The following is a 20,615-nucleotide window of genomic DNA, read 5'->3' on the forward strand; positions in this document are numbered from 1 at the left end:
TAGGTGGGATGGGGGAGTGTGGGAAGAGGGGGAAGCTTAATATTTCATTCTTCCCACACCACCCACACTTCCCACACTCCCCACACTTAAGTCTCCCTCTCAATTGATGATTGCTCTCGATTACTGAATTGATGCTCTAGGGTAGCGATGTAGGAACAGCCGAAAGCGTTTCTCAACTTGTAGCAACTGCCGTGCAGAGAGCGCTAAGGAAGAGATAAGGCAATTTTTGTTTACCTGAACTCATACGAGGGAACTCTAGAGTAAGTACACCTAGAGCATTCAGGAAAACTAATACGCTACGGTCTCAAACATATGACTCAGCTTTCTCCCACCCACGACGAAATGTCTACAGAAAAAATACTTCTGGAAACCGAAACCGATGCAACTCTCAAGCAAGAATTAGTCACTCTCCGGCAGAGGGTCGCGCAGTTAGAGCAAGAGTTGGCAAACTTGGGACACTCAGAATTGTTTCAGCAACAGGTAAATCCAGATTTAGAAGCTGAGAACTTCTTGAAGCAAGTAAGGGAAGAACAGCAAGCTTTGATCGCAATTCTTGAAGCCAGCGCTGATTTTATTGGCATTGCATCAATGGAAGGACAACCTTTCTATCTCAACCCAGCAGGGATGAAGTTGGTTGGACTCAAAGATATGGAAGAAACTAAAACCAAACATCTTAATGAATTTATATTCCCTGAAGACCTGGAAGTCCTCTATCAAAAGATTTTACCGATTGTGATTCAGGACGGTTATTGGCAGAGTGAATTACGTTTTCGCCATTTCATTACTGGAGAGCCGATTTTAATTGACTATACTCTTTTTGTTGTCAAAGATCCGAGCACAAACCAGCCCATTGGTTTGGCAACCATCAGCCGTGATATTCGCGATGTCTACGACGAGCTTCACTTACGCAAATGCACCGAACAGCGTTTTTTAGAACAAGCACAGTTGTTACACAGTGTATGGGAAGGTGTAGACTACGGCATCTTTGTCTTAGAGGTTTTGGATGATGGTACGGAGTTCCGCTTTGTAGATTACAACCCAGCGATCGCCCGCACCAGCGCTGTGCCTATAAACCTCTTGGGTAAAACCTTAGCAGAAGCTTTCTCAGAAGACATGGCAGACCTCTATCGTCAACGCTATGCTGCGGCTGTCTCCTCTGGCAAGACTAACTTCTTTGAAGAGCATTTCTGTGCCAACGGTCAAGAAACTTGGTGGTCGTTGAGTGTCACACCCTTAAGAGATAATAGTTTGCGCATCCATCAGATTGTAGTTACCGCAACGGATATTACAGAACGCAAACAAGCCCAAAGCGCACTGGAGCAACAAGAAATCCTCTACCGCAGTATTTTTGAAAATGTCAGCGATGGTATCAACATTATCGATTTGGAAACAGGAAAAGTTGTAGCAGCCAATCCTGCTGCTTGCCAGATACATGGCTATTCTCAGGAGGAATTTGTGACACTTCAGCCTCCAGACTTTATTCATCCAGATAGTTTGGCAAAGTTTGAAGAGTTTGTTAGCAAAATTCGAGCGGGTAGTCAATTTCACGATCGAGCAGTAGACGTGCGTAAAGATGGCACACTGATCGATGTTGAGGTGACAGCAACCCCCTGCCTTTACGACGGTAAAATCCATGCATTGGCCGTAATTCGAGATATTAGTGAACGGCGGCGTGCCGAAGTAGCGCTTGCTGAAAGCGAAGCTAAATTTCGCAACCTCGTAGAAGGTACCAACGATATGCTGTGGGTTTGCACATTGGATGGGGTTCTCACCTATCTTTCACCCCAATTCCAAGTCATGTTTGGGTACAAATCATCTGACTGGCTAGGGCAATCTTTGGCACCCTTGGTTCATCCAGATGATTTAGCATTAGCATTAGCTTTGCTCAGTAAAGTTTTAGATACTGTTGAGCAAGGAGCCGGAGTAGAATTCCGGCACAAATGCCTAGATGGAAGTTGGCGGTGGGTCAATTCTAATGCTTCCCCAGTCAAGAATGCCGAGGGGAAAATGATCGGGTTTCAAGGAATTATGCGGGACATTAGCGATCGCAAACAAGCTGAAATCGAACTCCAGCAGAAAACCAAGGAACTGGAACAAACTCTGCAAGAACTAAAACAAACTCAAATACAGATGATCCAAAGCGAGAAAATGTCCAGTCTGGGTCAAATGGTCGCAGGTGTTGCCCATGAAATTAATAACCCTGTTAACTTTATTCATGGCAATCTCACCCATATTAGTGAATATACTCAGGATTTATTAAATTTAGTAGAACTTTATCAGCAATACTATCCCCAGCCACCGCAGGAAATTGCAGATGCGATCGAGTTGATCGATGTGGAATTTCTCATTGAAGACTTGACTAAAGCTCTCCAATCCATGCGCTTAGGTACTAAACGGATTCGAGAGATTGTGCTTTCTTTGCGGAACTTCTCACGCTTGGACGAAGCGGAAGTTAAGGATGTCAATATCCACGATGGCATCGACAGCACCATTACCATCTTGCACAATCGTTTGAAAGCACAGCCGGAACGCCTGGAGATTCAAATTCTCAAAAAATATGGTAACTTGCCTCTAGTAGAATGCCACGCGGGACAGCTGAATCAGGTGTTTATGAACATCATCAGTAATGCGATCGATGCACTGGAGGAGTACAATCAGCAGCGATCCGACACAGAAATTGCAGCAACTCCCAGCATAATCTCGATTCAAACAGAGGTAATCCAGAGTAACTGGGTGCGAATTTGTATCGCTGACAATGGCCCAGGAATCAAAGAAGAAATTCGCAAACGTCTATTTGATCCCTTCTTTACTACAAAGCCAGTTGGTAAAGGTACTGGCTTAGGTTTATCTATCAGCTATCAAATCATCACAGAGAAGCATGGTGGTAAGTTGTGGTGTGAATCTATACTCGGATATGGGACAAAATTTAACATTGAGATTCCCATAATTTATACAAACTTGAAATAGTCATTTGTCAAGAGTCAACAGGCGACAGTTGAGTAGGCAATCGCTTTGAATAAAACATCTTAAAGTCATTAAGCTTTTGCCCTCTGACTTGTAAGTAGGGAACAGGGAACAGGGAACGGGGAACAGGTAAGAACTACTTACATGCTTGGCGATGAAAATTTTTTCATGGGGACTGCCTTCTCAAAAAGAGTACTCTTTGATACGTGGCATTAATCCAAATAAAGTTAAAAGCGCGATCGCACTCACTGCAATTGAAGTTGTCATCTCAAAACTGTCTACATCGTGAAAGCCTTGCTGAATTGCCTTGTCGAAAGCTGCTTGGTTGATATCAAAGCTTTTTTGATTAGTCGTTTTGAACTGCTCAAACGCCCAATCTGACTGCCCTGGTTTGTTACCTATGCCTAAAGCGATCGCTTCTTGATGTTTGCCACTTTTTTCTAACTGACGAATCTGCTTATCAATAGCAACATAGGTTCCCAAGCTGGAGAGATTTGCCAGTGTCGCTTCTTTTTCACCTGCAAAGGTAATATTGTTCAGTTCGTCAGCCAAGTAACCTGTAAATCCATCGACTTTTTTACCCTGGGATTTATAAGCTTCTATGACTGACTCAAAGGTCTGCCCGGTGGGTAATTGAGCAATTGTAGAAACATTCTTGAAAAAAGCTTGTTCGTGATTAGTAGCAAAAGCTGGGTCAAGCAGATAGCGGCTTTCGACAGCATTGGCGATATAGGCGATCGCACGCGCTTGACGCAATGCGTGCATTGAAGTGAAAGCGTCTTCTTTCGCCACCCGAAGATGTTGAGAAGCAGCAAGCAAAGCCCCGGCTGTGTAATTCAAAAAGGCAATAGCGATCGCAGTTGCTACCAACAGCAGCGGATTAAAGGTGCGGCGCATCCGTTGACTAAGGAATAACTGAAGCCCAATTAACACAACGATCAGTGCCATACCAATTAGGAAAATAGAAAATAGAGATTTTCTTGTTGCTACTTGTTTTTCAGTGTAGGTATCCTCTAAAGCTTGCAGATTTACCTTGTCTAACTCATCAGCTGCTGGCAGAAGCGTTTTATCCATGATTTCGGCAGATGCGCGATAAGCAGCAAGCATTCCATTAGTATCACCGCGTGCGTGAGAGTCTCTTGCTTGCTGGATTTTAGCTATGTAGTTACCTAACCCCAGTTGCATAGTCTCAATCGGTTTACGTTCTTTATCACCAAAGGTGATATTCTCAGCCGCAGCCACCAGCCTTTCAGTAACTCTTATGTATCGCTCTTCATAACCCTTAACGGCTTCTTGGTTTTGCCCTGTTGGCACTAGCAGTTCGTTAGCAATATTGGCATCCATACCTGCAAGCCCATCTTTGAGGCGTTGAGCAGTAACGATACTTGGTGTTGAATCTTGACCAACAGTTTTGATAGCTTGTCTCTGTGCTTGAACTCCGCTAATAATAGCAATTAGCAGTAAGACACTGGTTGCCCAAGTTAAATATAAACCACCCTTCAGCAGTTGCGGGGTAGTAAGTCCGCGAATTGCTTTACTTGAGACTGCAATAATTTTACTCATTTGTCATTTGTCATTGGTCAATGGTCATTTGTCATTGGTCAAGAGTTAAAAGGCGGGCAATAGTTATGAGATATTTCTTCCTTGCCTCCTTTGTCCCTCTTATTCCCCTCAGTTCATCGGATAGCTTTGATAGCAACCCGAGTCCAATGTCCTAAAGTAAATTCGTCTCCATCTTGCAATGGAATATCCACCATTGGCTTTAACTCTACGCCTTTGAATTGTGTACCGTTAGAAGAGCCTATATCGCGCAGAGTGAATGTCCCATCTGCTTGACGGTTCAATAAAGCGTGGCGGTGAGAGACAGCATCATCAAAGTCCAGCGCAATTTCTGGTTGAATTGCTCGAACTTGGCTATTGCGACCGATGAGGTTAGTTGCTTTTTCTAAGGGAAATGTAATAGGTGCTTGATCAATTGGGGGTTCTGGACTTTCGGGATGGCGAAGTGATGGGTCGATTGTAACTACAACCTCCCAACCGATAACGGGAGATTGGGGAGTAGGAGGAGACGCGGAGAAAGAACTTTGTTTTTGTGTTCCCTTGTCTTCTTCCCCTGTTGTTTTGGCGATCACTAATTCACCATGTGCCTTGGTGACAAAGTTGTAACCGCAAATCTCACAATAGTCACCACTATCGGGTTCGTGGGGCGCACTACAATCTGGGCAGATTTCAACATTTAGCGCATTTTTAGCCACAGTTTGTTGAGGTATCCCAAGAATTTTGGCACCGCACTCTGAACAAAAATCTGATTCCGTTGATTCGTGTCCTTTAGGACATTTATATGTAGACATACTTGTTTGTGTACTTCTTCCCGTTGAGAAGAAATAATATAAACTTCTTGATTAACGAAGCTGCTCAAACTCTTCTTCGGTAATACCCATCTGCTTGAGAATTTCGTAAAATAGCCAGCTACCAATTTCAGCATTTCTATGAATTGGAATCGTCGTTGCTCGCCCATCAGGATGCTTCCAACGTGCATGGCTACCTTTTTGGCGCGCCTTAATAAATCCTAACTTTTGTGCAACCTTTTCTAATTCACTGGCTTTAGCTGGCATTGGCAATTACTAGCTCAACATCTTCAGGTAGCGATCGCCCAGCTTCTTGATATTCTTCTTGAATCATATCGAAAACGGAGACTAGCTCAGTACGTGCTTCATCTGGAGTTTTTCCCCAAGCATGACAACCCTCAATTGCGGGAACGTAGGCAACAAAGGTGCCATTGTCATCAGGACGGATAACTGTTATGTAGTCTTGTAGAGACTTCATTAAATTGGAATTTTGAGTAATGAGTCTTGATGTTGACATTAACATAATTACCGGGAGAATCAATGAGATTTGGGAATGCGAGTGGTTTTAGTAGAACGAGTTTCCAATGCCATCGCATCTTCCTTCGCTACTTCTCGCTTCAGCCGCACTGTACCTGTCGGTGCATCCTGGACATCAACCACAGTTTTTAGTAGTTTGGCTGTGGCTTCATTACCAGATTCATGAGCTAGTTTCACGGCTTTGCCCAATTTGGCAGTAGCAACCTCAATATCACCTCTAGCACGGGCTTCCAATCCCTCCTGAATAGATTGGGCAAGTTCTGCCTGTCCTGTGTAGTGAGCAACCCGGTTATTAATTTTGGTAGATTTGGCTTCATCGTCTGTCCAAGTTGCCAAGATTCGGGCTTCGACGACTTTAGTTTCTGCACCGTTGAGGGTGTACACTAAGCTTGCCCGACCCGCTAACATTTCATCACCAACATTGCCGGGATTCACCTCAATGCAGAAATGGTAATCACGGGATTCGTTGCTACCCCAAGCGCCAGTAGGGTAATCCAAAATCTGCGGTTTGACGGGTTTGGCACGATGGGTAAGGTCAACAATATCTGGACTCACCTGTTTGCAAAATAGTACCTTTGCTCCTTGGGGCGTCCACAAACGCATAGTCACATCGCTGACATCTTTGCTCATGGCTTTTTCTAAAATCGCCCGAAAATCGGCTTCAATCATTGCCGCATTGGGAATGATATCAGTCGTACCGAGGAGTTTGCCTGCAATTTGTTGGAGTTGGGCAACTCGCCAATCAGTACCGACACCTCGACAATCGCACTGAAAAACACCCTCACACTGCTGTAAAATCTTTTTCAGTGCTTGCTCATCTGAATCGTCATTCATGCCATCGGTGAGCAGTAATGCTTGTCGAACTGCATCAGGCTTCTTTTTGAATTGTGCCAGTGCCTCAGTTAGCCAGGTAGACATGAGGGTGCCACCATTAGCTAGGATTTTTTTAATTGCTGCGATCGCCTCCGCTTTCTTTTCTAGAGTAGCTTTAGATACCGGGAAAACTACACTTGCTTTACTTGAGCCAGTCACAATAAAGAAGTAAGCCTCCTCTGGTAGCAAACTCACAACTTTGACCATTGCATCTTTGGCAGCATGAATTTTACCACCACCCATTGAACCGGAGACATCGCAGATAATCCCAAACAGTCTGCCGTTGTTGGGAGTTGCTGGTATAGCATCATCCTTTTCACCACTGACAGTCATGATGGCATGAACTTCTTTTGCACCTTGGGGTAAATGTTGGTTTTGAAAAACTTCGGCTTTAAATTGGTTAGACATAATATTTCTGAAGATATGAATTTAATAAACCACAGAGACACGGAGGCACAGAGAAAGATAAAGAATTTAGTTCATAAAGCAAGAACTGCAACGGTAATATTGTCATGTCCGCCACTTTGTCGGGCAAATTCCACCAGGCTACGAGAGACGCTGATTGCATCTGTAGCTGATGATTGCTGCACTAGGTTAGCCAATTGCCAAGGTTCAGGGGCATAGTTCCACAGCCCATCGGTACACAGGAGTAGGTATCCCGAACCAGGAATGCTAAAGTTCACAATTGAAGGGATAGCATCTGCAACTGCATCTGCTCCTAGCCAGCGAGTAATCGCATGAGCTTTAGGAGATTGTCTAGCTTCAGTTTCAGTCATTTCCCCGGCTGCTACCACTTCATATAACCAGGAATCATCTTGAGTTAATTGTTTAGAAACGTTAGGAGAAATCCAATAAGCACGGCTGTCACCCAGCCAACCAATAGTAGCGGTGTGGTTATGCACAACAGCAGCAATAATGGTAGTTGATGGTGGGTCAGAATTTACACTAGTTATATAAGGTATTTTACATACAGATGTGAGAGCAGCGGCAAAGGCTGATTTAACCGCTAACTCCGGTTTTTCCCCTGTTTGCCAAACAGTAGCTAGTTCCAAAGACGCACTTTCAGCAGCAGTGCGGGCTGCTAAATCTGGTTGATCGGCACTAGAAACACCATCGCAAACTACTAAGATATTTACCTGAGAGCCATTTATCTGTTGTAGAGCCAAAAAATCTTCATTGCGGTGATGTTTGAAACCGCGATCGCTCACTCCTGCTAACTGCGAATTAATTATTACTTCTAGCCGATCTCGCTCCTTTGGTTCTCTACGAAATCCACAGTTGGTACAGTAGCCCTCCGCATCTATTGCTTCGTTTCCAGCACCGCATTTTTCACAGCCTTGTCTGGTTGTTGGTGGTTTACTTGTAGTCAAAGGTGTACCGCATTCTTCACAAAATTGATCGCCTGCTAGGACGGATGCACCGCAGCTCAAACATTGCATAATTATCTCCTCACCACGCTTAAATTAAAGTTCTCGGACGTATCTTATTAGCCTCATCAACTAAGTGAATTTTCTCCTTTCCACTGGACAGATGCGCCATGTCCCGCAAGGCTTTTTCTAAGCCTTTTCTCAGATGGATTTCTTGAAAGGGTTGTCCTAGAATTTTCAGATCGGCAGCAGCTTGGAGTTGCTTTGAGGTTAGTAAATTCAAGGCTGTTTCTAAAACTTGCTTAGTCAGGCGATGACGATCCATACCTTCCAAGGTCAGCGTTTCAATTGCTGTGGAAGCTGCTTGGAGTTCTTGAGAACCGGGAGCAGAACGATCGCGATTAATTAAAGTCCGGGCAATTTCAACTCGCGATCGCGTAAATAAACTAGAGGCTGGCGGTACACGTTCTAAGGCGGCGACTGCACCTTTGCGATCTCCAGTTGCACAAAGACAACGAGCTAAACCAAACGCTGCTGTTACATAGCCAGGATCGGTACGTGATACCAGATCGTACATCTTAATTGCTAGTTGGTAATTTTGCGCCTGTTCTGCTGCTAACCCCAGCGCCAGCTTGGGAGCTAACTCTCCTGGTAAGTCAAAATAAACTTGGTCAAATGCTTTCTGTGCCTCTATGACTCTACCTTGGGCCATCAAAGCACGCCCGCGATACCAGAAAATTCGCCAGTCCCAAGGGTCTTTCGCTTCGACTTTTGCTAAAGATTGCTCTACTTCTTCAAAATCACCTGTATCAATCAGGGTATTTGCTAATCGTAACCATGCTTCGCTGGAAGTTGGAAATTGCTTGACGACCACATCTAAACTCACAGCCCGCTTAATTGGATCGGCGATCGCACTGGCGTTAAGCACTGCATTAAAGCCAGAATCGCTGGCATCTAATATGGGTATAGGTAATTGTTGATATTCTGGTTGAATGGGTTCCAAGCTACCGCTGTGAGCCAGAGCCAACATATCGCCGCTCAACAGATTGCTAGTAGATGGACGGGGGAGATTAGTTGCGATCGCCACGACTTCCCGCAGCACACCCAATAACTGATCTGCCATTTCATCGGCTGACTGAAAACGGTCATCGGGATTTTCCGCAGTCGCTTTAATTAAGAAGCGATAAAGTGATTCTTGTTGGACAAATAACGGTTCTTTTTGGGGGCTGGGTAATGTGTAGAGATGTTCTTTACTAAAGCCTTTAATATCAGTTAGCAGTACAGCCAAAGTTCTACCAACAGTAAATAAATCGGAAACAACTGTGGGGCCTTCACCTGCTTCTGGGGCGCTGTAACCTACTGTGCCGTAAATATCGCCATCCAGGTCATCTATGCGGCGGACACCACCTAAGTCAATGAGCTTCACATCGCCGCCTTCGACCATGATATTGTCTGGTTTGAAGTCGCAATATACCATTCCCAAAGAATGCAAATAAGCAAAAGCACTGAGAATGCGGTGAATATAAGCGATCGCTTCTGCGACTGGTAAAGGCCCCCGACTTTTACGAATTTCCTTGAGGGTTTTACCGCCGACATACTCCATAACAATAAAACCCTCAGTACCGTGGTTGACAAAGTTGTAAATTCCCACGATATTGCCGTGTTTTACGGCTGCGAGGAACTGCCTTTCTGCCACAGCAACGGCTGCACTAGCTGCATCTTCAGTATTGAGCAGTCCCTTTAACACTACGTAGCGAGATAGAGTTTTATCAAAACCCAAATAAATCCAGCCTAAACCACCATAAGCGATCGCTCCCTTGACTTCGTATTGCCCGACAACCAAATCACCAGGATTGAGGCTAGGAATAAACGAATACTTCTGTCCACACTTGCTGCAAAATCCCTTTTCTCGCCGCAAAGGATGATTGCAATTACTACAAAAGCGCTTATTCTCCGGCACCATTGGGTTTGGAATAATCGCTTTTTCTGGCTCAGTTGAAGGCAGTTCTGGCACAGAGATTAACCCTGCACCCAACTGTCTGCGGCTACTACGGGCAGAAGTACTACTGCTACGCCGCGAACCCTTGGAACGGTTGGTTAACGGTGAAGAACCTGTACCTGTAGTAACTGGTGAACTTCTAGCTGTAATAGTTGCGCTTTGCTTCTGGCTGCTAACATTTTGAGATTTCACCGCTGCCAACCCGCAGACATTACAGTAGCCATCTTCAATAGTGCCAGTGCATCCATTACGCGTGCAGCGATCGCTGTTCATTTAAATCTCCTGATTAGTCATTTGTCATGTGTCATTGGTCATTTGTCATTTGTCAAGAGTCAAGCTCGAAATTTTAGTTTCAAACGTGCAACTTCCAAGCTCAAAGGTGCAACTTCCAAGCTCAAAGGTGCAACGTCCAAGCTCAAAGGTGCAACTTTCCGGCTCAAAGGTGCAACTTCCAGGCTCAAAGGTTCAACTTCCAGGCTCAAAGGTTCAACGTCCAGGCTCAAAGGTGCAACGTTCAGGCTCAAAGGTGCAACGTCCAGGCTCAAAGGCGCAACATTCAAGCTCAAAGGTGCAACATCCAAGCTTAAAGGTGCAACGTTCAGGCTCAAAGGTGCAACGTTCAGGCTCAAAGGCTCAATGTCCAGGCTCAAAGGCTCAAAAAATATCATAAATTCACAATGCAGCTTGTCCCCTTCGTCTCCCTTGTCTCATCTATAATTCCCCTACGACTTGCCATTTAAACGCTTTTCATATTGAGAGACTAATTCAGCAGCTTTATCTAAAGCAGTAGGGCGTGTATACAAAAGTTGCTTTGCTTGTTCCGCTAGCTCGGATAGTTTGGCATCTTCAATCAATCCCTTGGCGAATGCTTTGGCTTTGAGAGCATCCAAGCGTCCCCGTAACTCCCGACGACTGTCAAGGAGAGTGCTATTAGCCGTGTATGCTCGTTGTTCCGATGCAATGTACTCTTTAGCTTTATTCATCCAATTGTCTAAACCAACCATAACTGGATTAACTAAACCCTCCGCTAGCTTAGTTTCTAACCTTGTTAGCCATTGACTGAGCGCATCTAATTGCACATCAGTTAATGGAGTTTGCTGTATTAAATAATTCACAATTTTTTCTTGGCTTTCCGCAAAAGCAGCCACAGAACTTGAGTGGATTGTAGTTAATTTTTCTAATAAATCGTGAGCGATCGCAAATTTATCTCGGATTTGGCGTTGCTGCTTCAGCGCTTGTTCTACAACCGATTTCACTTTTGCCAGCATTGGCTTAATCTGTTGTTCTACCTCTGCACTCACTCCCAGAGGATCTTGCTCTATACGTTGACGCAAAGATGCGATCGCACCCTGAGATTGCACCAGTTCACTCAGAGAATTAGGATCTAAGGATTCAGCTAAGTTTTGCAGTGAGTAGATTTGTAATTCTGCATCCGCCAGTATGCGATCTAGATTAGTCCAAGCTGCATCCACGGCTAAAACTGTATCCCTAGCAACAGAGAAAGCATCATTCATCACTTGGAGTAACTGTGCAGGTGCGATCGCATTTGCTATGTGAGTAGCAGTCAGTAGTTCTCTGTCTGCAAGCGGTGTTTGCACAGATGCTAACTCAATTGAGGCTCCTGTTAACAGTTGTTTTACCTCATAAATTTTCTGTTCACTTGCCAAAAAGCGTGGTAATTGCTGCCGCAACTTGCTGGCTTTCTCCACTACCTGCACTAATAAGTCGAAGTATTGAAACAAATCATTCATCGCCTCCAGCGCTGGAGTCACCCGCTTTGCAGTAATTCCCGTTAAATCAACTCTGGGAAAGCTTGGACTACCACAAAGTCGCTGATATGTTGGCTGTTCTTGTAGTTCTAGAAGATTTTGGCTGACAACTTTGATTTTATGTTTCCAGTCAGCTAAAAGTTGATCAATTTCATCTGTCACAGCGCTGACTCCTGTATCAAAGAGGCTGTTATGGATATGGGCGATCGCTATCTGCTAACCAAGCTATTATATGTATCTTTTTTTATAACAACTCGTGCTTCATTAATATTGAAGATTTCCACTTTTCGTTATTTAACTGAAACATAGAGTTGATTTAGATGCCCGACTTCTTGAAGAAATCGGGCATCTGGGTAGCAACTTTTGCTGGTGAATAAACTCATGAATAGCCGTAAACACAAATTCACGACCGACAAAATTATGGCTTTTTGCTTGAATAATTTGCTGAAACTCCTTTGGGCGTCCTCTGGAATTGATTGTAGTGGGTGGTCTGGGTGGTGAGTTCATAATTGTGAGGAATAATTAAAAGATAAGGCAACAGTGGAGTTAGTCATGACTGTGCAGTTACTAAGACGGAAATTTACAGTTGAGCAATATCATAAAATGATTGAGTTGGGGATTCTCACAAAGGATGACCGAGTGGAATTGATACGGGGAGAGATTATAGAGATGTCACCCATTGGGACAAAACATGCGGCTTGTGTGAAGTGCTTAAACAAACTTTTATCTAGCAAATTAAGAGATAAGGTTCTCATTGCTATTCAAGACCCTGTGAAACTGGACAATAACTCACAACCTCAGCCAGATGTGGCATTGCTCAAACCCCGTGATGATTTCTACGCCACTGCACACCCCCAACCCCAGGATATTTTTTTACTAATCGAAGTTTCTGATTCAACTGTCGTGTATGACCGGGAAGAGAAAATCCCTTTATTTGCAGAAGCTAACATTATTGAAGTTTGGTTAGTTGATATTAACGAGCAAATTGTCGAAGTTTATCAACAACCAACAGCCGCAGAATATCAGCTTATGCAAAAGTTCGCTAGCGGTCAAACTTTATCAATTCCAGCCTTCCCCGACGTAAACATAACCGTCAACGAAATCTTTGGTCAGTCATATCATGTCTAGTTTCTCAATTACAAGTGACAAATGACCAATGACGAATTACACCCCATCTCCTCAAAACGCAAAAAATACACCCTAGCTGAAGAATCTCTCTGCGTCCTTCTCTGCGAGACGCTGCGCGAAGGCGGTTCGATTGTATATAGATATTTTTGTCTCACGCAGAGACGCAGAGGCGCAGAGAAGAACGCCAGAGGTTTTACAAGACTTAATTGTTGAGTGCTGGGGCTACCCTCGTCATAGACATTCGCCATTCATCTCTAAAATAAACTGAAATATCGTGCGTAGGCGTAGCCTGTCGTAGAAATCGCCGGCTCATTTCGACTTCCAAACACCAAGTTTCAACCTTTGAACAAGAACATTCTTGTTTGGAACCCGAACATTCTCATTTAGAACCTAAACGTTCTCGTTTCAAGCCTCAACCATCATGTTCTAGAGCCGAAGCTTCAAGTAAAAAAGGCGTTGGCGTAGCCCGCCGCAGGCATCGCTCCATGATTATCTAAAATAAAATCTGGTGCGATCGCACCTATCTCCAAAATTACTCGTAACATAGTGCGATCGCTGACAAATATACTTCATCCTTGACTAATATTTCCGCTCCTTGGGTTGAAACATCGTAATCGCTACTGGGCGATACTGGATATCAATGCCTGCTGGTGAATAGTAAGCCATTGTATGCTGAAGGAATTTGTCATCATCTCTTTGAGGATAATCTTCACGGAAGTGTGCGCCGCGGCTTTCTTGACGATTGAGTGCTGATGCGAGAATTGTCTGTCCCACTACCATTAAACTCCGCAATTCCAAGGCTTCTACAATTTCTGTATTCCAAGAATCGCCTTTATCGTCTAAATATATTTGTGGATATTGCTGTTGTAGTTCTTCGAGTTTATGTAATCCTTCCTGCATTAAATCTGCGGTGCGGAAAACGCCACAGTACTGAGTCATGCAATCTTGAAAAGCTTCACGGACTTGGTTAATTCGGTATTTCCCAGGCTGTTCTAGCAGAGCTTGAATTTGTTGCTGGGCTTCATGAATGTAACGTTGTTCGTCCACGATCGGTAATTTGCGATTTTGCACAAATTGCGCGATCGCCGCCCCGGTGCGCTTGCCATAAACTACACATTCCAATAGGGAATTACTACCAAGACGATTGGCACCATGCACGGAAACACAAGATGTTTCCCCAGCTGCAAAGAAGCCCTCGACAAAATTGTCGCCACTACTACGGACTTTCCCATCAGTGTTAACAGGGATACCACCCATACAATAATGAATGGTAGGACGTACAGGCATAGGTTGAGTCACAGCATCAACACCCACTAAGCGATGGGCTTCTTCCCAACAGAAGGGAACGCGACTCATAATTTTTTCTTTGCCCATGTGGCGCAGATCTAAATAAACAAAGGGCCCACCAGCACTACCATCTTGATGAATACCACGCCCAGCGCGAATTTCGTAAGCGATCGCCCTTGAGGTAATATCGCGCGGAGCTAGTTCCATGCGACTAGGTGCGTAGTTTGCCATAAAGCGATCGCCTTCGGAGTTGATGAGATACGCTCCTTCTCCCCGAACTGCTTCTGAAATCAGCACCCCTACTGGATATAAGCCAGTTGGATGGAATTGCACAAATTCCATATCTTCTAGGGGCAAACCTGCGATCGCAGTCATTGCCAAACCGTCACCAGTAGAAGCGTAATCATTTGAGGTGGTGTTATAAACCCGACCATAACCACCAGTGGCAAACATTACTGCCTTAGCCCGTAGTACCTCGATATGCCCATCCAAAAGATGGTACATCACCACACCCTTTGCCTGCCCTTCTTCCAAAATCAGGCGCATCACGTACCATTCTTCGTAAACTTGCACACCATAACGCCGTAAGTTGTTCACCAATTCGTGCAAAATTGCGTGACCAGTCTTATCAGCAGCGTAGCAAGTGCGATTGTGGGAATGTCCGCCAAAAGCGCGTTGGGCAATGCGACCATCCGGCAAGCGCGAGAACAAAACGCCCATATGTTCCAAGTCAATCACCACATCTGGCGCTTCTTGGGCAAGAATTGCTACAGCGTCTTGGTCTGCTAAGTAGTCAGAACCCTTGACAGTATCAAATGCGTGTGCTTCCCAACTATCTTCTGAATCAACATTTTTCAGCGATGCTGCCATACCACCTTGAGCCGCCACCGAGTGGGAACGAATAGGGTGAGTTTTGGCAACCACAGCAATATTTAAACTGGGGTTAATGCGGGCAATTTCCACAGCCGCGCGGCATCCAGCCAAACCACCCCCGACAATAATCACATCATGTTCTAGCATAATTAGTTTTCACTAGCCCCCGACTGCAAAAAGCTGCTGTTCTATTGTAGAGATGCGATTCCTCTGGCAGTGTTGTACCTGTTTACATTTGTCACATCTTTCCGATGTGCAAATATTCAGCCACCAGGATATTTGGCACAATTAGCTTGTTCTGTTGAATTTTGAATTACTTAATAAAACTTTTCCTACCAGCCTTGAAAGAGGCAAGAATTATTCTCCTTGTCCCCTTGTCTTTTTTTCAGGCATGGCGATGAAATTTTTTCATTAGGGCTACCTTCGTCTTCTACATTACTAGCCACAAAAAATTCCCTGCCACAAGACAGGGAGATGATTGCGATTTTGGATTGTGAATTGAGATTTTGCCTAATTAGGTAACTCGTCGGTTAGATACTGATGATGCTTCAGCCAGACGGCTCAATCCCAAAACGCAAATCTCCAATTTGAAAATCTGTTCAGCTAGTTGCTTGTACAGGTTTTTGCTGGGAAACATTACCTGGTATAGGTTCAGTCTTAGTTCCTGGCTCTACAGCAGTTAGCTCAATATGATTTAACAATGTAGTTACAAACGCAAATAACAAGAAAGGCAGCGATAGCAGAACTACGAGGCCAACAGTGGCTAAAGCATAAACTGGCCGTCTAGCACCCATCAGTGCCAAGGCTGATGCCAAACTAATGGTAATTGTAATTAACCAAACAATTATTTGACCATAGATATCACCAAAGGTCAAGGTACAGACAAACCGATAGTTTTGAATATTATTCATGTTCATCACATGTGCCTCAAGTCTCTCCTACTAGGTTCTACCTTAGAGCCAGGTTTGGCTAGCAGCCAATTTCTCAATATTTTTCCAAGCTTTGTAATATTACTTTACAATTAACTTTTTTTGATTAAGGCGCAATGTTCTGTTTCTCCGAATAATTTTTAATTCCGTAACATAAATATGGATTGTTGCGCTAAGAAGCCAAGACGCAAAAGTTGCTTTGAGTCTTGGCTTGGTTAAATATCTTTATCCAACTAACTTACGCCATCTCTGTTTCACCCATTGTCAGATAAGTAACAGGGTGGTTGTTGTTGAAATCTGATGAGTATGGTTACGCTTTAGCCTGTTGAGAAGCTGCTTTTCTCTTCTTCATTAGCAAGCCGATACCACCAGCTAGCGCTGTACCACCTATGGTTAGGGGTTCTGGTACAGATTTAGATTCAAATTTAAGATTATCTAACACTAGATAATCACCGTTGAAAGCAACTTTACGAATACCAGATATATTCTCTACACCCAAGAAATTTGAACGCCATTGAGATACATTAATGCTAGCAATGCTAACTGTTTCCAAAAGATTATTTGCAGCGTCAAATGCTGATAATGTTATGTCTCGTCCAAAATTAACACTATCAACAAATGCACCAATACGTCTTATATCAGAAGCAAAGGTAAATTCTATAGGACCTGCTGATGCAACACTGTTTAACCCTAAGTAAGCAGTTCCATTAGGAACCTCAGCCGCACTAACAGAGCCATTACCCGCGAGACCAAAATACGCAGATCCAATACTAAAATCTCCTACGATCACACCTTGACTTATCCCTGGATTTGGGATTGGACGTGTTAAAGTAACCCCCGATGCAAATGTAAACGGACCATTTATACCTGGAGAAATATAGCCAGCAAACTCTTGGCGAACATTTGTCCCTACAGAAACATTCTCAAAACTTTCTACAACAGCGCTTGGTCCGAATGCACTGGAGTTAATCTGGAATGCATAAGTTGGTTTAGTTTCAACAGATGCGAGCACTATACTTGTGACTACAGCAGAAGCAAGACCGAGTTTGTTTGTAACTCTAGTAATAATCATTGAATTCATTCCTTAAAAATTAGATGTTAGGGAAAATTGGGTATACAAAAATTGCGTGTGATTACGTGCTGTCTGCAACCCAACGCATAGTGTGTATCCAATGCAAATTATTGAAACAAGTAAATCGCTAGAAGATAGATGCTAAAAGCTACACTAATACTTTTGTATTAGTAGCTGTACACCTGGCACTAAAAGTCATGTTTAAAGACAAATCCAGCCTTTAAATTTATTTTTTTGTGCGTAGATAATTTATGTATAAATTATCTAGCCCTGGAGAACATACTTAATTTACAGAAATTTAGTCAAAAAAACAACTTTATACCGTGTCTTTACGCAAAACACATATTAAATTACCTACGTAGTTATGATGTAAATATGTCAAAAGATATATTTCCCCGTCTTAGTACGTAACTAGACAAGCTAAAGAGATGTATAAAGTTTTAGTAAAGTGAGTGATTTTTAATACAATCTATGTTAAACAAACAGAACGGGTAGATCACAGCCAAATTCTCCTTGTTTGCTAACCCACAAGGCATTGAAACTATGTCAGATGTAAGAGAAGCTAGTTTAACGATCTGCGTAGACACAAAGTGGCTTGTCATACTTGCAAGTGAGTTTCCAAGTATCTTTGGAGATTTTTAACTCCGCTGCCAAATTTTAATTGTCTTATCTAAACTCCCACTTACCAGCATTTCACCAGAAGCAGTAAACGCAACTGCTGTTACCGTGTCTGTATGTCCCGTAAAAGTACTTAGTAGTTCCCCTGTTTCTACATGCCACAATTTGATAGTTTTATCAGCACTACCACTAGCGATAATTTGTTCATCAGGACTGAGGGTGATTGTGCAGACTTCATCCCTATGTCCCTTCAGGGTACGAATTAATTCCCCTGTTTCTAATTGCCAAATTTTAATTGTCTGATCGCGACTACCACTGATGAGCAGTTTCGCATCGGCACTGATAGCCAGGGAACGAACGATGTGAGAATGACCAGTGAAGGTATATAGGGGTTGCACATCCTTTAAATCCGTTACGCCTCCTAGGTGAGAGGTACACCAGACTTTGATTTTGCGGTAGCTACCTGTAACCAGAGTTTGACCATCTTGGCTCAACACCAGAGAATGCGCCGCTGTATCATCTAAAGAAAGTGCGATCGCTACCTGACGCTTCATCAAATCCCAAAACAGAATTTTTCGGTCATCCCCACCAGTAATTAACATCCTGCCATCTGGGGTAAACGCAACGCATCTAACTACCCCATTATGCTTGTGCAAGATATCTATCAAATCTAATGCACCTACATGCCAAATTTTAATCGTGGAGTCTGCGCCTACACTGGCTAAAGTCTGCCCATCAGAACTAAAAGCTAAGGAATTGACTTCATCGACTAGCCCAGATACAACCCAAGGAGACTCTGACAATGTATCTATCAATTCACCCCTCGTTAAATCCCATAGCTTCGTTTCGCCAAGACTCCCACTAGCTAATATTGGCGGCGTTTTGCTCAGGCTACACCTATTAATGTTCGCCGTATGCGTTCCCGAAGAGTAGGCAAGGCAATTAATTCCTCTAGTATGCCCTTTCAAGGTCTGCCAGTATTCCCAGTCACCGATTATCTTCTTAAGAGAATGTTCTGCTGGCACAGTCACAACCGTTTCTGCGATCGCTCCTTCATTAACTACTAGCACTGTATCTTTTTTGTGTACTAGTGATTCTAAATACCAACTTAATCCACCTGCATACAACAAGTTACTGGGAGTAATGGAAATTTTTTGTTCAGTAGATTCCAGTTGAGCGCTAGGTAAAAATCCAGTAATTACTACTTGTTTTTCGTATCCTAATTTACTATTACCCGGATAAAACAAACAGAGAAAAATTAATATTTGATGTTTTGTCAAGTCCTCTTGAGTAACTGACCACTTAATTTTATTTTTCTTAATCCCATTAAAACTTTCGCCATCAGCTGCGTAAACTTGAATACTGAGTTTTTGGTTAGCTGTGAGTACATAAGAAAATTTACTATCACTGCGCAAATTTCCCTCATCATCTAAAACCATATTTTTTACAGTGTCTTGCGACACTTTTTTGACTAACTTACCAAAGCGTTCCGCCATGACTCGCTCGACAATTTGCTCGCGCAAAATATAATCTTGCGCTTGCTGCCGAAAGTGTTGGGGAAAGGGTATCGTCCAATCAGGCGGTTCAGGATATTCGGGTGGTGTCGGCGGTGGATTTTTTGCCAGAATTTCTGCTTGTTGACGAGACAATTCCATGAGTTTGTCTAACGACTCACCCCAAAATGTCATAATTTCACTATGACAACCTTTAATTTGGCTTTTTAGTAAAGATAAGTCATGTGTTTTCAGTTTTTTGACACGTTGTAGAAAGTCAGCTTGTTGACCTTTTAGTAAGCTAATCCAATCCATCTGCATTAGAGCGACACACTATTGCATACCTAAGGTAAGCTATACCAATACAATTACTCAAGTTTATAATCTTTATTGATTAAAATTCAGTAATCCTAGCAGTCTAATAGAACACAAGCGTAAGCCTGCATTCACGGTAAAGATACACCTAGATAGCGCCCAAACATATCATTAACTGATATGGCTAAGGTATAGAGAGTTAATTGATGTCAAATCATTTTAACTAAAATAGAGAAGAATATATTGTTTCGATGGAAACAGTTCCAGCAGCAAAGAATAGTGTGATTAAAGGCTGACAAAAAGGGGAGCAGCGGTGGTATTCTGTTAATATCTATGTCAAACTCATCTGATTTCGCTGACTCTGAGAATAACGATACCAGATGAATATAAATTACAATATAAGCTCATTTTAAGCTTGATGTTCAGGAAGTGTCTGTTGAGTGCCTAGACGCGTAGCGGCTTGTCCCTGGAGATCGCTTGTCTCCAACTTTTGAATTTTCATATGTAAATCAAAGTCATTGCTGCTGATAATCGTTTCTAAATTCGCTATTCTTGTTTCTAAAAGTTCTATCTGCTGTTGTTGCAGATAGTTATTTTTTGATTTTTTATCATCATAACGCCATACAGCCACCGTACCAGCTGCTGCACCACCAATAGCAGCTAAAGGCAGAATAGCACCACTTCTTGTAACAGCTGAAAGCGGAATGCATAATGCTAAAATTCCCACTGTAGTTCCCCAGATTTTTGAGGTAGCAGCTACTCTGATATCGTGGGATGACTCTAGGCTGTTGTGTGATTCTTTCGCCATAAATTTATCCTAGAAGAGTTATTTCTAGATTCGCATAATCGCCTGTAAAAATACTTCCTACGTTTGGGTTAAGTATATTTACTCTATAGAGGCGATCGCGTTCTGAATTATTTCTTCAAGCTAGTAAACATATTGAGTAACAACTGCAACATTGAATTTGCTAGCAGTATCTCAAAATTAATGAGCAATCAAGCTCTGCCATTCTTTGATCAAACATCTACAGCTATTAGAGAAT

Annotated in this window: 16 protein-coding genes; 2 read left to right on the top strand and 14 right to left on the bottom strand. The window is 43.1% G+C overall.

The annotated features are described in order from the left end of the window. Nucleotides 1-312: 312 nt before the first annotated feature. Entirely contained in the window at nt 313-2,967 is a 2,655-nt protein-coding gene (locus tag BV372_RS32500) for a PAS domain S-box protein (protein WP_086691303.1), read from the top strand. A gap of 180 nt (nt 2,968-3,147) precedes the next feature. Here the strand turns inward: BV372_RS32500 and BV372_RS32505 are convergent, their stop codons facing one another. The 9 genes from BV372_RS32505 to BV372_RS32545 all read right to left on the bottom strand — a co-directional run bounded on the left by BV372_RS32505 (nt 3,148) and on the right by BV372_RS32545 (nt 12,019). Beyond that, complete coding sequence (locus BV372_RS32505) at nt 3,148-4,527, bottom strand: hypothetical protein (protein WP_086691305.1); 1,380 nt, start codon at nt 4,525-4,527, stop codon at nt 3,148-3,150. A gap of 113 nt (nt 4,528-4,640) precedes the next feature. Next, a complete protein-coding gene (locus BV372_RS32510) occupies nt 4,641-5,315 on the bottom strand; it encodes an FHA domain-containing protein (RefSeq protein WP_086691307.1) in 675 nt (224 codons plus the stop codon). A 51-nt stretch (nt 5,316-5,366) separates the two neighbouring features. Further along, a complete protein-coding gene (locus BV372_RS32515; protein ID WP_086691308.1) occupies nt 5,367-5,579 on the bottom strand; it encodes a type II toxin-antitoxin system HicA family toxin in 213 nt (70 codons plus the stop codon). Then, the gene (locus tag BV372_RS32520) at nt 5,569-5,790 is read right to left on the bottom strand and encodes a type II toxin-antitoxin system HicB family antitoxin (protein WP_086691310.1); all 222 of its coding nucleotides are present in this window, start codon (nt 5,788-5,790) and stop codon (nt 5,569-5,571) included. The genes BV372_RS32515 and BV372_RS32520 overlap by 11 nt, the downstream gene beginning before the upstream one ends. Before the next feature lie 59 nt (nt 5,791-5,849). Further along, on the bottom strand, nt 5,850-7,130 hold the full coding sequence (locus BV372_RS32525; protein WP_086691312.1) for a VWA domain-containing protein: 1,281 nt from the start codon (nt 7,128-7,130) through the stop codon (nt 5,850-5,852). A 71-nt stretch (nt 7,131-7,201) separates the two neighbouring features. Further along, nucleotides 7,202-8,161, bottom strand: a complete 960-nt coding sequence (locus BV372_RS32530) for a PP2C family serine/threonine-protein phosphatase (protein ID WP_256973592.1) — start codon at nt 8,159-8,161, stop codon at nt 7,202-7,204. Nucleotides 8,162-8,180: 19 nt separating this feature from the next. After that, entirely contained in the window at nt 8,181-10,361 is a 2,181-nt protein-coding gene (locus tag BV372_RS32535) for a serine/threonine-protein kinase (RefSeq protein ID WP_086691316.1), read from the bottom strand. A 59-nt stretch (nt 10,362-10,420) separates the two neighbouring features. Beyond that, nucleotides 10,421-10,756, bottom strand: a complete 336-nt coding sequence (locus tag BV372_RS32540; RefSeq protein ID WP_086691318.1) for a hypothetical protein — start codon at nt 10,754-10,756, stop codon at nt 10,421-10,423. Nucleotides 10,757-10,810: 54 nt separating this feature from the next. Further along, the gene (locus BV372_RS32545) at nt 10,811-12,019 is read right to left on the bottom strand and encodes a hypothetical protein (protein WP_086691320.1); all 1,209 of its coding nucleotides are present in this window, start codon (nt 12,017-12,019) and stop codon (nt 10,811-10,813) included. A gap of 390 nt (nt 12,020-12,409) precedes the next feature. Between BV372_RS32545 and BV372_RS32555 the strand changes: the two genes are divergently transcribed. Then, entirely contained in the window at nt 12,410-12,985 is a 576-nt protein-coding gene (locus BV372_RS32555; RefSeq protein WP_086691324.1) for a Uma2 family endonuclease, read from the top strand. 579 nt (nt 12,986-13,564) lie between these two features. On the opposite strand, the gene BV372_RS32560 is transcribed toward BV372_RS32555, so the two are convergent. The 5 genes from BV372_RS32560 to BV372_RS32580 form a co-directional block, all read right to left on the bottom strand. Continuing rightward, a complete protein-coding gene (locus BV372_RS32560) occupies nt 13,565-15,292 on the bottom strand; it encodes a succinate dehydrogenase/fumarate reductase flavoprotein subunit (protein ID WP_086691326.1) in 1,728 nt (575 codons plus the stop codon). 452 nt (nt 15,293-15,744) lie between these two features. Next, on the bottom strand, nt 15,745-16,062 hold the full coding sequence (locus BV372_RS32565; RefSeq protein ID WP_086691328.1) for a hypothetical protein: 318 nt from the start codon (nt 16,060-16,062) through the stop codon (nt 15,745-15,747). Between the two features lie 322 nt (nt 16,063-16,384). Continuing rightward, entirely contained in the window at nt 16,385-17,146 is a 762-nt protein-coding gene (locus tag BV372_RS32570; protein WP_143845440.1) for a PEP-CTERM sorting domain-containing protein, read from the bottom strand. A 638-nt stretch (nt 17,147-17,784) separates the two neighbouring features. Then, nucleotides 17,785-19,578 carry a WD40 repeat domain-containing protein gene (locus BV372_RS32575; RefSeq protein ID WP_086691332.1) on the bottom strand — a complete coding sequence of 598 codons (1,794 nt, stop codon included), beginning with the start codon at nt 19,576-19,578 and terminating at the stop codon, nt 17,785-17,787. A 403-nt stretch (nt 19,579-19,981) separates the two neighbouring features. After that, a complete protein-coding gene (locus tag BV372_RS32580) occupies nt 19,982-20,380 on the bottom strand; it encodes a hypothetical protein (RefSeq protein WP_086691334.1) in 399 nt (132 codons plus the stop codon). Between the last annotated feature and the right edge of the window lie 235 nt (nt 20,381-20,615).

It is taken from the genome of Nostoc sp. T09 (assembly GCF_002154695.1).
Taxonomy (GTDB): Bacteria; Cyanobacteriota; Cyanobacteriia; order Cyanobacteriales; family Nostocaceae; genus Aulosira.